This is a genomic window from Christiangramia fulva (assembly GCF_003024155.1).
In the GTDB taxonomy this organism is placed as follows: domain Bacteria; phylum Bacteroidota; class Bacteroidia; order Flavobacteriales; family Flavobacteriaceae; genus Christiangramia; species Christiangramia fulva.
Genome location: NZ_CP028136.1, coordinates 624,462 through 641,569, shown reverse-complemented (window position 1 = coordinate 641,569; position 17,108 = coordinate 624,462). Strand labels below are relative to the sequence as shown.

The 17,108-nt window shown below is 42.6% G+C and carries 17 protein-coding genes; 10 read left to right on the top strand and 7 right to left on the bottom strand.

Annotation, left to right across the window (positions count from 1 at the left end):
* Positions 1-2: 2 nt before the first annotated feature.
* Together C7S20_RS03000 and purH are read right to left on the bottom strand one after the other, a co-directional pair.
* Positions 3-1,031 carry a rod shape-determining protein gene (locus C7S20_RS03000; protein WP_107011084.1) on the bottom strand — a complete coding sequence of 343 codons (1,029 nt, stop codon included), beginning with the start codon at positions 1,029-1,031 and terminating at the stop codon, positions 3-5.
* A gap of 40 nt (positions 1,032-1,071) precedes the next feature.
* Positions 1,072-2,604 carry a bifunctional phosphoribosylaminoimidazolecarboxamide formyltransferase/IMP cyclohydrolase gene (gene purH, locus C7S20_RS02995; protein ID WP_107011083.1) on the bottom strand — a complete coding sequence of 511 codons (1,533 nt, stop codon included), beginning with the start codon at positions 2,602-2,604 and terminating at the stop codon, positions 1,072-1,074.
* A 144-nt stretch (positions 2,605-2,748) separates the two neighbouring features.
* On the opposite strand from purH, the gene C7S20_RS02990 reads away from it, so the two are divergent.
* Positions 2,749-4,005 (top strand): ABC transporter permease, encoded by a 1,257-nt coding sequence (locus C7S20_RS02990; RefSeq protein ID WP_107014073.1) that lies wholly within the window; start codon positions 2,749-2,751, stop codon positions 4,003-4,005.
* A 26-nt stretch (positions 4,006-4,031) separates the two neighbouring features.
* Here C7S20_RS02990 and C7S20_RS19710 read toward each other — a convergent pair whose 3' ends face one another.
* Together C7S20_RS19710 and C7S20_RS02980 are read right to left on the bottom strand one after the other, a co-directional pair.
* Positions 4,032-4,238 carry a GDCCVxC domain-containing (seleno)protein gene (locus C7S20_RS19710; protein ID WP_107011082.1) on the bottom strand — a complete coding sequence of 69 codons (207 nt, stop codon included), beginning with the start codon at positions 4,236-4,238 and terminating at the stop codon, positions 4,032-4,034.
* 311 nt (positions 4,239-4,549) lie between these two features.
* Positions 4,550-5,005, bottom strand: a complete 456-nt coding sequence (locus C7S20_RS02980; protein WP_107011081.1) for a GAF domain-containing protein — start codon at positions 5,003-5,005, stop codon at positions 4,550-4,552.
* 88 nt (positions 5,006-5,093) lie between these two features.
* Between C7S20_RS02980 and xrtF the strand changes: the two genes are divergently transcribed.
* Together xrtF and C7S20_RS02970 are read left to right on the top strand one after the other, a co-directional pair.
* Entirely contained in the window at positions 5,094-5,639 is a 546-nt protein-coding gene (xrtF, locus tag C7S20_RS02975; protein WP_107011080.1) for an exosortase family protein XrtF, read from the top strand.
* Entirely contained in the window at positions 5,624-6,070 is a 447-nt protein-coding gene (locus C7S20_RS02970) for an exosortase F system-associated membrane protein (RefSeq protein ID WP_107011079.1), read from the top strand. The genes xrtF and C7S20_RS02970 overlap by 16 nt, the downstream gene beginning before the upstream one ends.
* On the opposite strand, the gene C7S20_RS02965 is transcribed toward C7S20_RS02970, so the two are convergent.
* The 3 genes from C7S20_RS02965 to C7S20_RS02955 form a co-directional block, all read right to left on the bottom strand.
* The gene (locus C7S20_RS02965; protein WP_107011078.1) at positions 6,071-7,015 is read right to left on the bottom strand and encodes an NmrA/HSCARG family protein; all 945 of its coding nucleotides are present in this window, start codon (positions 7,013-7,015) and stop codon (positions 6,071-6,073) included.
* A 70-nt stretch (positions 7,016-7,085) separates the two neighbouring features.
* Positions 7,086-7,586 carry a hypothetical protein gene (locus C7S20_RS02960; RefSeq protein WP_107011077.1) on the bottom strand — a complete coding sequence of 167 codons (501 nt, stop codon included), beginning with the start codon at positions 7,584-7,586 and terminating at the stop codon, positions 7,086-7,088.
* A 26-nt stretch (positions 7,587-7,612) separates the two neighbouring features.
* Entirely contained in the window at positions 7,613-7,822 is a 210-nt protein-coding gene (locus C7S20_RS02955) for an SHOCT domain-containing protein (RefSeq protein ID WP_107011076.1), read from the bottom strand.
* A gap of 251 nt (positions 7,823-8,073) precedes the next feature.
* Here C7S20_RS02955 and C7S20_RS02950 point away from each other — a divergent pair, with 251 nt between their 5' ends.
* The 7 genes from C7S20_RS02950 to C7S20_RS02920 all read left to right on the top strand — a co-directional run bounded on the left by C7S20_RS02950 (position 8,074) and on the right by C7S20_RS02920 (position 17,084).
* On the top strand, positions 8,074-8,490 hold the full coding sequence (locus C7S20_RS02950; protein WP_107011075.1) for an HYC_CC_PP family protein: 417 nt from the start codon (positions 8,074-8,076) through the stop codon (positions 8,488-8,490).
* A 99-nt stretch (positions 8,491-8,589) separates the two neighbouring features.
* The gene (locus C7S20_RS02945; RefSeq protein ID WP_107011074.1) at positions 8,590-12,435 is read left to right on the top strand and encodes an efflux RND transporter permease subunit; all 3,846 of its coding nucleotides are present in this window, start codon (positions 8,590-8,592) and stop codon (positions 12,433-12,435) included.
* Positions 12,422-13,690: a TolC family protein gene (locus C7S20_RS02940; protein WP_107011073.1), complete on the top strand. Its 1,269-nt coding sequence runs from the start codon at positions 12,422-12,424 to the stop codon at positions 13,688-13,690. Before C7S20_RS02945 ends, C7S20_RS02940 begins: the two co-directional genes overlap by 14 nt.
* Position 13,691: 1 nt before the next feature.
* Positions 13,692-15,518 carry an efflux RND transporter periplasmic adaptor subunit gene (locus C7S20_RS02935; RefSeq protein WP_107011072.1) on the top strand — a complete coding sequence of 609 codons (1,827 nt, stop codon included), beginning with the start codon at positions 13,692-13,694 and terminating at the stop codon, positions 15,516-15,518.
* Positions 15,519-15,566: 48 nt separating this feature from the next.
* Positions 15,567-16,076 (top strand): DUF3347 domain-containing protein, encoded by a 510-nt coding sequence (locus C7S20_RS02930; RefSeq protein WP_227009089.1) that lies wholly within the window; start codon positions 15,567-15,569, stop codon positions 16,074-16,076.
* A 74-nt stretch (positions 16,077-16,150) separates the two neighbouring features.
* Positions 16,151-16,567 (top strand): hypothetical protein, encoded by a 417-nt coding sequence (locus tag C7S20_RS02925; protein WP_107011071.1) that lies wholly within the window; start codon positions 16,151-16,153, stop codon positions 16,565-16,567.
* A gap of 181 nt (positions 16,568-16,748) precedes the next feature.
* Entirely contained in the window at positions 16,749-17,084 is a 336-nt protein-coding gene (locus C7S20_RS02920) for a P-II family nitrogen regulator (RefSeq protein ID WP_107011070.1), read from the top strand.
* The last annotated feature ends 24 nt before the right edge of the window (positions 17,085-17,108 follow it).

Here is a 17,108-nt window from a genome sequence, read left to right as displayed (position 1 = left end):
TCCTACTTGATCAAAATCCCTTTGTAACGGCTGAGGTTTTTTAGGGTAATTCCGGTGCCACGAACCACTGCCCTCAACGGATCTTCGGCTATATAAACCGGAAGATCGGTCTTCTGGGACAAACGTTTATCCAAACCTCTGAGCATAGAACCACCTCCGGCAAGATAGATACCTGTATTATAAATATCGGCTGCAAGTTCCGGTGGAGTTTGAGAAAGTGTTTCCATCACCGCATCTTCGATTCGCAATATAGATTTATCAAGAGCTTTAGCGATTTCACGGTAAGAGATATTCACCTGTTTTGGTTTTCCGGTAAGTAAATCCCTACCCTGAACGCTCATTTCTTCCGGCGGCACCTCAAGATCTTCAGTGGCCGCACCAATCTGGATTTTTATTTTTTCCGCAGTACGCTCCCCAACATAAAGGTTATGCTGTGTACGCATATAATAAACGATGTCGTTGGTAAAAACATCTCCCGCGATTTTAATCGATTTATCGCAAACGATACCTCCAAGGGCGATCACGGCGATTTCGGTAGTGCCGCCACCTATATCCACGATCATATTTCCCTTAGGCTGCATGATATCAACACCAATACCAATTGCTGCAGCCATAGGTTCGTGAATAAGATAGACTTCCTTACCGTTCACCCTCTCTGCGCTTTCTTTTACGGCACGCATCTCTACCTCGGTAATTCCGGAAGGGATACAAATCACCATACGAAGGGCGGGAGTAAAAAGTTTCTTTTTAAGAGCAGGAATTTCTTTAATGAACATAGTGAGCATTTTCTCACTGGCATCAAAATCGGCAATCACACCGTCTTTTAGCGGCCTGATTGTTTTGATATTCTCATGAGTTTTACCCTGCATCATCGCGGCTTCCTTACCCACGGCAGTTATTTTTCCCGAAGTACGGTCCCGGGCTACAATTGAAGGACTGTCTACAACAACCTTGTCATTGTGTATAATAAGTGTGTTCGCGGTTCCTAAGTCTATCGCAATTTCTTCAATGAGAAAATCAAAAAATCCCATAGCGTATTATAAGTGTTGAGGTTTGGTAAATGTAATAAAATTAATGTTTAAAATGGCGTGTTCCTGTCATCACCATGGCGATATTATTTTCGTTGCAATAATCTATGCTTAACTGATCTTTAATCGAACCTCCTGGCTGAATGACCGCAGTAATTCCTTCATTTCCGGCTATTTCTACACAATCGGGGAATGGAAAAAAAGCGTCACTGGCCATCACGGCTCCCTGTAAATCAAATTTAAAGGAACGGGCCTTTTCAATGCTTTGTTTTAATGCGTCTACTCTCGAGGTTTGCCCTGTTCCGCTAGCGCAAAGCTGTTTGTTTTTTGCCAGTACGATCGTGTTGGATTTGGTATGTTTGCAGATCTTTGACGCAAATATCATGTCAGATAACTCATTATCTGAAGGTTTATTTTTGGTCACCTGTTCGAGGTCTTCAAGCGCATCGGTTTTTAGGTCTTTATCCTGAACCAAAACTCCATTGAGACAGGTTCTTACCTGATCTTTAGGTAACTCAATATCTTTTAAAATAAGAATTATCCTGTTCTTTTTTCCTTTTAAAATTTCCAGCGCTTCTGCGGAATAGGAGGGGGCAATCACCACTTCACAAAAAAGTTTGTGGATTTCTTCGGCAGTTGCTGCATCAATTTCCACATTACTGATCAAAATTCCTCCAAAAGCTGAAACCGGATCACCTGCCAGCGCATCTACATAAGCCTGTTTAATAGTGTCGCGCTGAGCGAGTCCGCAGGCATTGTTATGTTTCAGAATAGCGAAAGTTGGCGCCTCTCCTTTGAATTCGTTCATCAAATTCACGGCGGCATCGACATCCAGAAGGTTGTTATATGAAAGTTCTTTTCCGTGAAGCTGGTCGAACATCGCGTCAAAATCACCAAAGAAAGTTCCCTTTTGATGTGGATTTTCGCCATATCGCAATTCCTTTCCTTTTAGTTCACTCTGTTTGAAAACAGGTAATTTGATGTCCTTATTGAAATAATTAAAGATCGCAGTGTCGTAGTGTGACGAAATATTGAATGCTTTCGCGGCAAATTTCTTACGGTCCGCGAGGCTCGTTTTTCCTCCTTTTTCATTCAGAAGATCCAGAAATTCTTCATAGTCATCAACCGAGGAAACGCAGGTCACATCTTTAAAATTCTTGGCTGCGGCACGAATCAGTGAAATCCCCCCGATATCTATCTTCTCGATAATCTCCTGTTCAGAAGCTCCTGAAGCTACTGTTTTTTCAAAAGGGTACAAGTCCACAATCACAATGTCTATTTGCGGAATTTCATACTGCTCCAATTCCTTCACATCACCTTCATTTTCCTGACGGTTAAGAATTCCGCCGAAAACTTTCGGGTGAAGCGTTTTTACCCTTCCGCCAAGTATAGACGGGTAAGAGGTAACATCTTCAACAGGTATCACATCGATACCCAGGTCTTTGATGAATTTTTCGGTTCCGCCGGTTGAGTAAATAGTAATGTTTAGTTCGTCGAGTTTTTTTACAATAGGTTCAAGACCATCTTTACTAAAAACTGAAATTAAAGCAGATTTTGCTTCTTTTAATTGACTCATTGTGTTGTGTTTGTTAAAGGGGCAAAAGTAACCAATTCAGGTAAAAATCTGAAAGTGATTCCGGTGAATTATAAATAAATTTTGTAACATATTTTTAAGCGCTGCGTCCTATCTTTGAACGACTATAAAACCACCTGTTTCAATATGCTTATTTACCTGCGTGTCATAAAGGAGAGCTTTAATTTTGCCATCAGTGCTCTTAGGAATAACAGGTTACGTACGTTTCTTTCCCTGCTTGGTGTTACCATTGGAATTTTTTCAATTATCGCCGTGTTGGCTGCAGTCGATTCTCTTCAGAAAGAAATTAAAGGAAGCATTAGTGCTCTAGATAACAGTACCGTTATTGTGATGCGTTTTTCATTTGGACCTACCGATATTCCACGATGGAAAAGAGAGCAGTTCCCAGATGTTACTTTTGAGGAATACCAGTATTTAAAGAAGACTTTACCTGAGGCAGAAGCGGTAAGCTTTTCTTTGGGAGTGCCCAGCGCTTCTTTAAAATATAACGATGTTCTTACTAATGGTGTTGATATTGGAGCCGTTACTCCTGAATACTATGATATTGAAGCCTTCGAATTTGAAGAAGGACGGTTTTTTACGGAATCGGAAGGCGATACCGGTTCTGCTGTAATCGTGTTGGGGAATGAAGTTGCTAAGAATTTATTTGGTGAAAATACCAATCCGCTTGGGAAGGAAGTGCGACTTTATGGAAGAAGGGTTACCGTGATTGGGGTATTAAAAAAACAAGGACAATCTCTTTTTGGAAATTCCCGTGATGGGCAGGCTTTTGTTCCTGCAAAATTTGCACGACGAATTTATGGAGTGACGAAAGGGATGGTTTTTCCACAAATGATTTTAAAACCTAAAGATGGTGTCGATAACGATGCGTTTATCGCGAAAATCAAACAAAATCTTCGTCGTTTCAGAGGGCTTAAGCCCGATGAGATTGATACTTTCTTCGTCGCCCAGCTTCAGGGGTTTAGTGATTTTATTGATAATATCACCGGAAAACTGAATATAATAGGACTAATAATTAGCGGATTTTCCCTTCTGGTTGGTGGCTTTGGTATTGCCAATATCATGTTTGTGAGTGTGAAAGAGCGAACCAATTTGATAGGTATTCAGAAATCCCTTGGAGCAAAAAACAGATTTATTCTTTCGCAATTCCTATTTGAAGCGATCATACTTTCAGTAATTGGAGGCCTGGTAGGACTTTTTCTCGTCTGGATAGTTTCTATCGTCGCATCTCAGTTTACCGGAGACTTTGAATTTGTTCTTTCTCCTGTTAACATCTTGATAGGTACAATAGTCTCGGCAGTAATTGGGCTTATTTCAGGAATTGTTCCTGCTATTTCGGCTTCCCGTCTCGATCCTGTCGAAGCGATTAGAACCGGAATGTAATTATATCCTGGGAGGATTAACCTTTTTCAGCAGCATTTCTTGTTTTGTTGAATCGGGGGACACGCAACATTACCATAACTGCAAAAAACACAACAATCCCCTTCTTTAGGTTTTAAAACCGTTTTGCAATTCTCACATTCATAAAAAAACTGACAGGCCTCTGTAGGCATTGTTTCTTCTTTTTCATATCCACAAACAGGGCATGTAATCGTAGATTTTAAAATAACCTTCATTTTATGTTGGGTTGTTGATATGGATCGAAAGAACTTTTTATTCTTTTTCCAAATTGGAGCTAAGCATTTTTAAGAAAAAAGCATAAGACTTTCTTAAATTCTTTTCTCAAGATTTAAAGTTAGTTAAATATCTTATTATCAGGCATTGGCTTCGTTATATTTGGAAAAATAATGACGACGCGATGGGTGACAAGATTGAAAAAAATTACCTTAATTCAATACTTCAGTTTGTAGGATTTTTAGTGTTCCTAATCCTGCTGATTCTTCTACAGGTTTAAACTAAACATGATTTATTAGAAGGCTTCCGGGATTTAAAGAATTTCGGCAACTCTTTCATTTACCCATTCAAGAAAAACTTCGTCTTCATGTGAGAAAGGATCTTCGGTATGACTATCGATGTCTATCTGACCTATATTCTCTCCATTTTTAAATAACGGAACAACAATTTCAGCCTTAACGTGTATACTGCAGGCAATGTAATTGTTTTGAGCCTTTACATCGGGAACCACGAAATTTTTATTAGAAACAGCCACTTGTCCGCAGATGCCTTTGCCAAACGGAATGATCTCGTGATCGGTAGGTTCGCCGGCATATTTTCCTAATTTCAATTCTTCCTTATCACCATTTTTGAAATAGAATCCAACCCAGTCATAATAAGGAACCGAGGTTTGAAGAAGGTCGCAAACCTTTTGTATACGTTCATCAGCGGTTAAACTGTCTTTTCCTAAAATTTCTTCTATCTGTGGTCTTAGTTGATGAAAGGTCATAATTAACAATCTTTAGTGCAAAAGTATTTAAAAATTGGCTCTAGAGAGGCTTCTAAATCCATAAATTTGTTAAAAACACGTCTGCAATTTGCTTCAACTTTTCAAGAAATATCAGCTTGTATTACGCTTTATTTTCGTGTTTCTTGGCAGTTATCTTATTCTTTTTAGCATTTATAACGGCTACCTTCTTCTTTTTGAAGGCCCGCACCCGGTTCCCGATCCTTTAACTCGTTTAGTCGCCGAACAAAGTGGGGAGGTGCTTGGCAGTCTTGGTTACAATGAAAACGTGGTTATGCATCCTTCCGGGCTTTCCATGAAACTGATGATCGATGATTATTTTGTAGCCGGAATCGTTGAAGGCTGCAATTCGGCAAGTGTCATTATTCTCTTTGTCTCCTTCGTTCTCGCTTTCTTCGGAAAACCAACTAAAACCCTGCTTTATATTTTTGCGGGTGCCGTCATCATTTACTGCATTAATATTCTTCGGATCGTCATTCTGGCGATCGGTTTGTATGAATATCCGCAGTATTCTGGCTATCTTCATTCCATCTTTTTTCCGCTGGCTATTTACGGAACAGTCTTTATTCTGTGGGTCATCTGGGTTAGAATCTATTCGCGATGGAAAAGAAAGTAAAGAGAAGATACAGGATCGTTCAGATTGGAGCGCTGGTTTTATGTCTTGCGGCTATCCGACTCTTCGAGGACGGGCTTTTTTACGATCCGTTGATCCGTTTTTTTAAATCTGATTACCTCCTTGGCGAAATTCCCGAATACCATCTGGGAAAATTATTGCTTAACCTTTTTATCAGGTTTATGCTGAATACGCTTATTTCCCTTGCGATTATCTATCTGGCCTTTCGCGATATTCAGATCCTTCGATTTTCTGCGCTTTTGTATGCAATTCTTCTGGTAGCTGGTTTTATTGTTTTCACCTTTTTATTGATCAATATTGAGCATGAGCATTACCTCGCATTATTTTACGTAAGGCGTTTTCTTATACATCCGCTTTTTATCCTGATCCTTTTACCCGCTTTTTATTACTACAGGTTGCGTAGCTATAAATGATTACTTCAGTTTTTCCTTGTTTTTCTGAAGCCAATCTTCAAAAGTCATCAGGTCGGGATTGAGTTTTCGAGTGTGCTCGATATCTCGAACTTTTCCGAATTCATGGGCGAAATCGGCATTAAACTTAAACATATTTCCCAGATCATCAGCGCCTGGAAAATCAAACGAACGATAAACCGAAGCCGGTATCGCATTATATTTTACCTTTTTGCCTAGAACCTTCGAAAATTTATCGGCCATTTCCTGTCCGGTTAGTTTTTCACCTGCGATTCCCACGGTTTTTCCCTGATAGGTTTTCCCGGCTTTAAAGATTCCGTAAGCCGCTTTTCCAATATCTTCGGCAGCAATGCCCGGTAACTTTTTATCTCCTAAAGGTAGCGTAATGGCCAATTCGCCATTTTCATCTTTCTGCGGCCCCATTCCGAAGTTGATGAAGTTGTCCCAGTAAAAGGAGGTGAGGAGTAGCGTATAAGGAACACCACTATTCACAAAGAGTTTGTCTGATTCCCCCTTAGCATCAAAATGTGGAACTTTATAATGCTCCATTAAAGTGGGCATCCTGTCGTCATCAAGAGGAATGAATTTACGGGTGTCTTCCAGGGTCGACCAGATAACATGTTTGAGATCTGCCTTTTTAGCAGCTTCTGCCATATTTTTGGCATGTGCTTTTTCCTTTTCAGGGGAAAAATGTTCCCAGAAAAAAGTGACGCAATACGCGCCATAAGCCCCCTGGAAGGCCTCGATTAAACTTTTTTCATCGGCAACATCGGCCTCTACAATTTCGGCGCCGAGCTTTTCCAGTTCCTTTGCTTTGTCTGAAGTCGCGTTCCGGGTAATGGCTCTCACCCTGAATTCACCGTTTTGATCGTTCAGAATAGCATGAACGAGTCCGCTACCCTGGGAGCCTGTTGCTCCCACAACTGCAATGATTTTTTTCTTCTCCATAATAAATATTTTGTAAGTGATTTAAAATTAATCATTTACAGGTTTAATTATGAAGAATTTCCTGGTTATTTTACTGTTTAACTCCCTGAAAATGTAGTTCGTAAGATTGATCCTGGTGATTTATCTCGAAAAGACATTCAAAAGAATGATCAGCCATTCCAAATTTTCCAAAATGTTCGTCGCCTTCTGAGTGCTCATTTTCCAGATGATACCTCCATTCCGTTTCGCCCATCATATTAGAAGGCATATTTTCATGGGACATAGCGTGGCCATACTCATGTTCAAAATCATCTCCGCTAAGGCAGAGCATATAATCTTCATTATTTGCATAATAGTTAAGCCTGACGATGGTATCTAAAGACTCGCTATAGCAGTGTATTTCTACGAGGTGATCTTCAACGATCTGGACATCTGCCTGAGCTTCTACTGGGCTTATTGCCTGTGCGTCTATAGCACTTAAGTAGCCAACATAGCTGCCTTCGATGGACTGGTCAATAGCTTCTTCCTTTGAACATGAAATTAATAGTGGTATGAGAAAGCTCAATAACCAGAATGTTTTGAAATTTTTCATAATGATTTGGTATTTATATAATCCTGCTATTTGAGAAGGTCTTTTTTGGTTGCTTCGTATTCTTCCCTGCTTATTTCTCCATTTGCATATCTCTTCTGAAGAATCTCAAGTGGCGTTTCTCTTTTGGTTTCCGGTTTTTTTCGGGAAATGGCAACAATAAACCAAACCACCACGGCGATCCAGAATAACCACCATATAAAATGCATTCCGTAAAAGTTTCCATCTGAATAGTGCATGATTTTATATTTTAAGATTTGTATTCCGGCTTTAAAGCAGCTGAATGTAGAATAGCTTTAGCTTCTAAACTATGAGCAAAATCATGTTTGTCTTAATCTGCTAAAGTTTTTGAAAAGTATTTTAGAGAAGTGAAATTTTTTCCGAAAAATTTAAAAGTGCCGTTGAGAATCAATGTGTAATTTTGGTTCCAGATACCAGCCAAAATGCTGTTTTCTGAAAATTTCAAAAATATTCTTTATTTTTGCTTGCAATGAAAAAAGCTTTTCTAAATAGAGTTTCTGTCCTGATGGCCTTCCTGGTATTGCTGTCAACCTTCTCCTTTACGGTGCAGAAACACTATTGTGGCGATTTTCTTGTAGACGCTGCTGTTTTCTCAAAAGCTAAATCCTGTGGTATGGATTCTATGCAGGCCGGGAAGTTTTCAGATCACCCTGATATGAAAAAGGATGGCTGCAGCGACAAACAGTTCGCTGTTAAAGGGCAAAAAGACCTGAAACATGGTTTTTCTACACCCGATATGCCGCAACAGGCTTTTATAGCAAGCTTTGTTTTTACTTATTTCAATCTGTTTCTGCCTGAAAAGAAACAGATCGTACCTTTCGACGACTACTCTCCGCCACTCATAGTTAGTGATATACAGCTGGAAGACCAGGTTTTCCTTATTTGATTATTTAAACAATTTGCCGGTTTGATTGCAGGACCTCCTGTAGTCATAGTTCTATGTTGAATTTTCAACAAGTATTGCAATTGTTTAATAATCATTTCCATGCTTAATAAAATTATCAGGTTCTTTTTAGAGAACAAACTTATCACCGTATTAACCCTGTTCATCTTTATTGTCTGGGGAATTGTGACCGCTCCCTTCAATTGGGACACAGGTATCATTCCGCGGGATAGAGTACCGGTTGATGCGATTCCCGACCTCGGTGAAAACCAGCAGATCGTGTTCACCGAATGGATGGGCCGCTCCCCGCAGGATGTGGAAGATCAGATCACCTATCCGCTTACCACGGCTCTTTTAGGAGTGCCCGGCGTGAAAACCATTCGTAGTAATTCAATTTTTGGCCTTTCGGTGATCTATATCATTTTCGAAGAAGATGTTGAATTTTACTGGAGTCGTTCGCGGGTTCTTGAAAAACTCAATTCTTTGCCTCAGGGAACCATTCCCGATGCGGTACAACCAGCATTGGGGCCAGATGCTACTGCTCTTGGTCAGGTTTACTGGTATACTCTTGAAGGAAGGAACCCCAAAACAGGCGAACCTAATGGCGGCTGGGATCCTCAGGAATTGCGATCCATTCAGGATTTCTATGTGGGTTACGGCCTCACGGCTGCCGGAGGGGTATCTGAAGTCTCTCCAATTGGCGGATTCGTAAAGGAATACCAGGTTGATATCGATCCCGATGCCATGAAGGCCAATAATGTGAATGTCGCCCAGATCATGAAGGCGGTAAAACAAAGTAACCTTGATATTGGTGCCCGTACTATCGAGTTTAACAAAGCTGAATATATTGTTAGGAGTCTGGGATATATTAAAGACCTCGATGATCTCCGCGAGTCGGTGGTTGCTGTGAAAGACAACACGCCTATTCGTATCAAGGATGTGGCCCGCGTCTCTTATGGTCCAGCGACCCGTCGTGGCGGTCTGGATAAATCAGGTTCTGAAGCTGTAGGTGGAGTGGTGGTTGCCCGTTATGGCTCCAACCCCATGCAGGTGATCGAAAATGTGAAAAAGAAGATCGAGGAGATCTCACCCGGACTTCCTTCCAAAACTCTTAAAGACGGCACGGTTTCAAAAGTGACCATTGTACCTTTCTACGACCGTTCCGGACTTATCAATGAAACCCTGGGAACACTGGAGTCTGCCTTGAGTCATGAGGTGCTTATCAGTATTTTGGTGGTGCTCATCCTGGTTATGAACTTAAGGGCGTCCATTATCATCTCGAGTTTACTACCGGTGGGAGTGCTCATGACCTTTATCGTGATGCGTTACGCCGGGATTCCTGCAAACGTGGTGGCCCTTTCAGGGATCGCTATCGCTATTGGAGTGATGGTGGATGTGGGGATCATCTTCACGGAAAATATCATACGGCATCTCGAAATGCCAAATAATATAGGCGCCAGGGGTAAACGTCTGCTTGAGTTGGTCTATGAAAGTACGGTGGAAGTAGCTTCCGCGGTGATGACCGCTCTGGCGACCACGGTGATCAGTTTCCTTCCGGTATTTGCCATGCAGGCTGCTGAAGGAAAACTGTTCCGTCCGTTGGCTTTTACTAAGACTTTCGCCCTTCTGGCGGCATTGCTCCTGGGACTTATTATTATCCCTTCCTTCGCTTACTGGATCTTTTCGGTGAAATTCGGAAAGAAAAAGTCACAGAAAATATGGAATATCGCCCTGATCGTGATCGGACTTTATATCATGATCTTCCACGTGGTATGGGCAGGACTGGTGTTCATTGCTATCGCCGCCAATAATTTGGCAAAAGATTATCTAAAACCCGAGCATAAAAAATACTCCGGCTGGATCACGCTGGGAATTGCGGTAGTGACCGTAACTTATTTTCTGGCCATCGAATGGCTGCCATTAGGTGCGGCTCACAGCGGTGTTTTGAACTTCATTTTTGTGGTCTTCGTGCTTGCGCTTATTCTTGGCACGCTTCTGCTGGTAGTGCACTATTATTCGCCAATTTTAAGATGGTGTCTTGCCAATAAGTGGAAATTCCTGGCAATCCCTATCGTGGTCTTCTTTATCGGGATGATGTCCTGGAAAGGCTTTGACGGGATCTTCGGATTTGTCGCTGATGGTGGAAATGCGGTCGGAATTCAGCTTAGGCAAACTTCTTTCTGGCAATCGGCCAGTAAGAGATTCCCGGGTCTGGGAGAAGAATTTATGCCTCCTTTAGATGAAGGTTCTTTCTTATTGATGCCTACCACAATGCCGCACTCCGGAGTGGAAGAAAACAGGGAAGTGATTAGTCTTCTCGACCAGCGGGTAAATTCGATCCCTGAAGTGAAAATGGTAGTAGGTAAATGGGGACGTGCGAAATCAGCCCTTGATCCAGCGCCAATTTCGATGTATGAAAATATCATTCAGTATGTGCCGGAATATGCGCTTGATGAAGACGGTCATCGCCAAAGATTCAAAGTGAACGATGATGAGGAATTTATGCTGAAAGGCGGCGGTACATTTGCTCCCGGCAAGGATAATTTGGCCGGTTTTGACACCGAAAAGCTCATTCCCGATGCTGATGGTGAATACTTCAGGCAATGGCGACCAGAGATCAAAAATACCGATGATATCTGGAATGAAATTGTGCAGACTACCCAGAACATCCCGGGGCTTACCTCGGCACCAAAACTTCAGCCTATACAAACCCGCCTCATCATGCTTCAAACCGGGATGAGAGCGCCTATGGGATTGAAGGTTTTTGGTCCTGATCTTGAAACTATCGAACGGGTTGGGCTTGATCTTGAAAAAGTGCTGCAGGAAGTGCCTTCAGTGAAATCTTCTTCGGTCTTTGCCGACAGGGTGGTAGGAAAACCTTACCTCGAGATCGATATTGACCGCAAGGCGATCGCCCGTTACGGCCTTTCGATCGAAGACATGCAAATGTTTATTGGTAGTGCCGTAGGTGGGAATACACTCACTACAACTGTGGAAGGTCGCGAAAGATATCCGGTGAGGGTTCGTTATGCCCGGGAATACCGCGATAACCCCGAAGATGTCAAGGACATTCTTATTCCAACTCCAGTGGGAACACAGGTGCCTTTGGAAGAACTTGCCGATATTACTTATCGTCAGGGGCCGCAGTCCATTAAGAGTGAGGATACGTTCCTCGACAGTTACGTGATATTCGATAAAAACGATGGCTATTCTGAAGTTAAAGTTGTCGAGCAGGCCAAGCGTTTTATCCAGGCGAAGATCGACAGCGGAGAACTGAACATTCCGCCTTCGGTGAACTTTAAATTTGCCGGAAACTACGAAAACCAGATCAGGGCTACCAAAAGGCTTTCGATCGTGATCCCGATCTCATTAATAATGATTTTGCTCATTCTGTACTTCCAGTTTGGAAATCTTCAGACCACCTTTATGGTCTTTTCTGGAGTATTTGTAGCCTTTTCAGGTGGTTTTATCATGCTGTGGCTTTACGGCCAGGAATGGTTCCTCAACTTCTCGGTTTTCGGGGAGAATATGCGGGATATCTTCCAGATGGGCACGGTGAACCTGAGTGTCGCGGTCTGGGTCGGCTTTATAGCCCTCTTCGGAATTGCTACCGATGACGGGGTGATTATGGGAACGTACCTAAAGCAGGTCTTCGATAAGGAACGCCCTGACAGTATTTCCGAAATACGGACTTCGGTGCTTCATGCGGGACAGCAACGGGTTAGGCCGGCCATGATGACCGCCTCTGTTGCAGTGATCGCGCTTTTACCGGTGCTAACATCAACAGGAAAAGGAGCCGATATCATGATCCCTATGGCGATCCCGAGTTTTGGCGGAATGCTGATACAGGTGATGACGATGTTCATAGTTCCTGTGCTTTACAGCATGTGGCAGGAAAAGAAATGGAAAAAGTCGAACAACAATCCAAGAATCGATGAAACTAAATAATAAAAATATCAGAAACAGCCTTTTAAAGCTTATGCTGCTTGCGGTCGGATTAGTGTCCGGTAATGTGGTCTTTGCCCAGGAGCCCGTGCAGGAATATATGAAACTGGCCGGGGAGAATAACCCTGAACTCAAGGCTACTTTCAACGAATATATGGCGGCCATGGAACAGGTGCCACAGGTAGGTGCTTTACCCGATCCAACCCTGGCTTTCGGGATCTTTCTTCAGCCCGTTGAAACAAGGCTTGGAGCACAACGCTTTAATACCTCGGTTTCTCAGATGTTTCCCTGGTTTGGGACTCTAAGTGCCAAGAAAGATGTCGCTACTCAAATGGCAAAGGCTAAATATGAAGCTTTTGAAGATGTGAAATTGCAACTGTACCGAGATGTGGGAACCACCTACGATGAACTGTATTATCTTGACAAAGCGATCGATATTACCCGCGAAAACCTGGACATTCTTGCTTCTTTTAAGGAACTCGCCCGCGTGAATTTTGAAGGTGGAAGGACCGGGTTTGTAAGTGTTCTCAGGGTAGAAATGGAAGAACAGGAATTAAGGGATAAGCTTAGTTTACTGGAAGATAAAAAGCTTCCGCTTAAAGCAAAATTCGCCAGCCTGTTGAATACCGATCTTCCCGATTCCATTGCCTTTCCCGATACCCTGCAGGTGAAAACTGTCATGTATGAAAAGGAAACCCTGGTAGACTCTGTTCTGGTTAACAGTCCGAGGCTTAAAAAACTGGAGCATGAGGTAGAGGCGATGGCTAACCAGGAAGAAGTAGCTAAAAAAATGGGACTGCCAAGTTTTAACCTGGGAGTGAACTATATCAATATCGCCCCGCGAACAGATATGGACCTTCCCGATAATGGTAAGGATGCGCTGGTATTTCCACAGGTCGGGATCAGTATTCCTCTTTACAGCGGAAAATATAAGGCTATGCGTCGCGAAGCTTCCCTGAAAAAAGAAGCTGCAAGCCTGCGTAAAGAAGATATGACCAATAGTCTTAAGACCACTGTTGAAAGTTTATATCAGCAATATCGGGACGCGATGAGACGGGTTGAGCTTAATGCGAATCTTTCAGATATCTCTACCCGCTCCCGGGATCTTTTGCAAACCCAGTTCACCAATGGGGAAATGGATTTTGAGGAAATTCTTCGAATGGAAAGAAAGGTGCTTAATTATCGTCTTGAAGAAGCCAGGGCTCGCGTAGACCTCAACAATATAGTTTATAGTATTAATTATTTAATGGGTAAATAAAATGAAAAGTATAGAATCAAATAAACGAAATATCATCGCAGGGGTCGCGCTGCTTCTGTTCGGAATGATATTAGGCTCGCTTTTCTTTGGAGGCAGCGATGAGGCACCAAAGGAAGAAACCGCCGTGGCCACTCATGACCACGAAAGCGAAGAAACCCTTTGGACCTGCTCTATGCACCCGCAGATCAGGGAAACCGAACCCGGGAATTGTCCAATTTGCGGAATGGAACTCATTCCCTTAAAAGACTCCAACAGGGGTAGTGGCGCCGTAGGTAATTTCCAGACTGAAATGACCGAGGCTGCCGTGCAGCTTGGAAATATACAGACTTCTGTGGTGACCCGCCAGGCCCCAGAAAAGACCATTTACATGCCTGGTAAAGTAGAGGCAGACGAACGTTTGGTAGAATCGGTTACTTCCCGTTTCCCAGGTCGTGTTGAAAAGCTGTATGTGAATTTCACCGGTCAGGAAGTGGCAAGAGGCCAGAGACTGGCTTCGGTATATTCGCCAGCCCTGGTGACCGCACAGAAAGAATTGTTTGAAGCTGCCAAGTTCAAGGAATCGAACCCAAGTTTTTATTCGGCGGCAGTCAATAAATTAAAGTTATGGGACCTTACCGAAAGCCAGATCAACAACATTCTGGAAAGTCGTGATCCTGTCTACTATTTTGACATCCGTTCCAAACAATCGGGAACCGTGTTGGAGAAAAAAGTGGAAGTTGGTGATTATCTCAAAGAAGGTCAGGCTCTTTTCCAGGTATCTAATCTGAATAAGGTATGGGTACTATTTGATGCCTATGAAAATGACCTTGCCTGGGTAAAAGAAGGCGATAAGATCAAATTCACTGTAAAATCGGTTCCGGGAAGAACCTTTGAAAGCAAGGTAACTTTCATCGATCCTGTGATCAATCCTGGTACCCGTGTAGCTCAAGTTAGAACCGAACTGCAGAATCCCGACGGACTTTTAAAACCTGGAATGTTTACCCAGGGAATCGTGCAGGCAGATATCTCGAATATGAAGAATGCGCTCACCATCCCGAAATCGGCTGTTCTCTGGACCGGCAAAAGAGCCGTGGTCTATGTGAAAAAACCCGAGACCGAAAAACCTGTTTTCGAGTTCAGGGAAATAGAACTTGGTCCTGAAGCCGGAGATTATTACCTGGTGAACAGTGGCCTGGAAGAAGGTGAAGAGGTGGTGACCAACGGGGCCTTCAAAATTGATGCTGCCGCACAGCTTCAGGGTAAGGCCAGCATGATGAGTCCGGAAGGAAATTCAGGAGCAGGCTCCATGCCAGGAATGGATATGGGGGAGAAGAAGGTTCAGAGTACCCAAACTGAGACCAAAGAATTCCTGGATGAAGATGAAACCTATGATTTTAAGAAACAGGCTTCTGCTGATTTCAGGAAACAACTGGATAAAGTTTTATCTGCTTACCTCGATCTTAAGGAAGCTCTCGCCCAGGATAAAGACGTGAAGGACGACAGTTCCAAACTCCTGGCTGCGGTAGAGGCTGCCGATGAAAATTCATTGGAGGGAAAAGCACAGGCATTCTGGCAGGAGAAAAAGAAGTTTCTGATCAAACACGCGAAACTTTCTATGCAGGCGAAAGATCTTGCTGCAGCCCGTGAAAATTTTATCTACATCTCCCAGGCACTGATCAAAACGGCTGAAGCCTATGGTCCCGGAAAGATGAAGCTGTATGTGGATTTTTGCCCAATGGCCAATAGTAACAAAGGGGCCTACTGGATGAGCCTTTCCGAAGAGATCAAAAATCCTTACTACGGGCAGGCTATGTCGACCTGCGGAGAAGTTAAATCTGTAATTAAATAAAAGAATAAGGCGAATATGCCTTTATGTTAAACCTTAAATATTAGAAAAATGAAAAAGATCATCACAGTACTCTCAATAGCTTTATTAAGTACGGGAGCGTTTGCACAACATCATGACCATAATTCTTCCGAAAAGGGAGAAATGCAATCCAAACCTATGTTCAAAGACCAGGCTTTAGGAAATGCGTATTCAAATTATATCGATGTCAAAGAGGCGTTGTTTGCTTCAAATGTTGAAGATGCTTCTAAAGCCTCAGCAGAACTTGACAAATCCCTGGCCGGGGTAGATAACTCTGAAGCTGCCAGGACAGCGGCCTCTAAAGTACAGTCAGCCGGAGATCTAAAGGCTCAACGAAAAGCCTTTGCCGATTTGAGCCTTGAAATGAGCAAACTGATTAAAGGAGGAAAGCTCTCCATGGGCGCAGTATATATGGAGTTCTGCCCAATGGCGAACAACAGCGAAGGAGCCTACTGGCTTTCTAATGAAAAGAACATCCGTAATCCGTTCATGGGCGCTAAAATGCCCGGCTGCGGAATGGTAAAGGAAACTATTGAATAGTAATAAAGTCCTGCATTCTATGGGTGGAATGATCTCCCCCAAGGTCATTCCGCCCATCGGCAGGCACAAAAACTATGAAAGCCAAAATTAAAATTCTCGGAGTGCTTCTGCTAAGTTTTGTAATGTTTACAAGCTGTAATCAAAGCGCTGAAAAAAAGAAACCGATTGCTGAAACCACTGTCTTGCCGGCTGACAAAACTATTAAGGTCGGGGAGCAGGTGTCTTCGGAGCTGGTTTGTATGGTAAATGATGCCTATATGGGCAAACCTCAGATCCCGGTTGAAGTTAATGGTAAGATGTATTACGGATGTTGTAATATGTGCGTGGAAGCCTTGAATAACAAAGAGAGTGCAAGGCAGACTACCGATCTGGCTACAGGAAAAAAAGTAGACAAATCCCAGGCTTTTATAGTGCTGTTGAATCAGCAAGGGAAGGTGGCTTATTTTGAATCGGAAGAGACCTATAAAGGTTTTCTCAAAACAGGAAAATAATCGGTTTGACTGATGGTTTTACTGTTAATGTTGTGTTATGCATGACTTGGTATTTATTTCAGGAAAGTATCTTTTGGTAATATTTCTAAAAAATCTTCTGAAATGAACAACCAGAATTCACATTTTGGATAGTCATGCTGTATTTAAGATAAAAAATAACAGACTTTAATTCAGAAGTCAAATGAGAGAAGTAAAAGCATTTATTCGGGAAGAGAGAACCGTTGAGGTAGTTGAAGGTTTACGAAAGGCTGGTTTCAGAAGCCTCACTGTCTCTCCCGCAGAGGGTACAGGTAAGTTTACAGGAAAAAAAGCTATGCCTTCACTGCAATTCCCGGTTACCCATAGCAAAATGACCAATTTGCAGATCGTATGCCGAAAGGAAGATGTTGAAGAGATTGTGAAGATTATTCATAAACATGGCAGCCGAGATAAGCAGGGGGAAGGATTGATCTATATTTCTGAAGTCCTTGAACTTTATAAAGTCAGGACCGGAAAGAAAAGCAGGGAGGATATATAAAGCCTTCCGGAATATATTGAACTA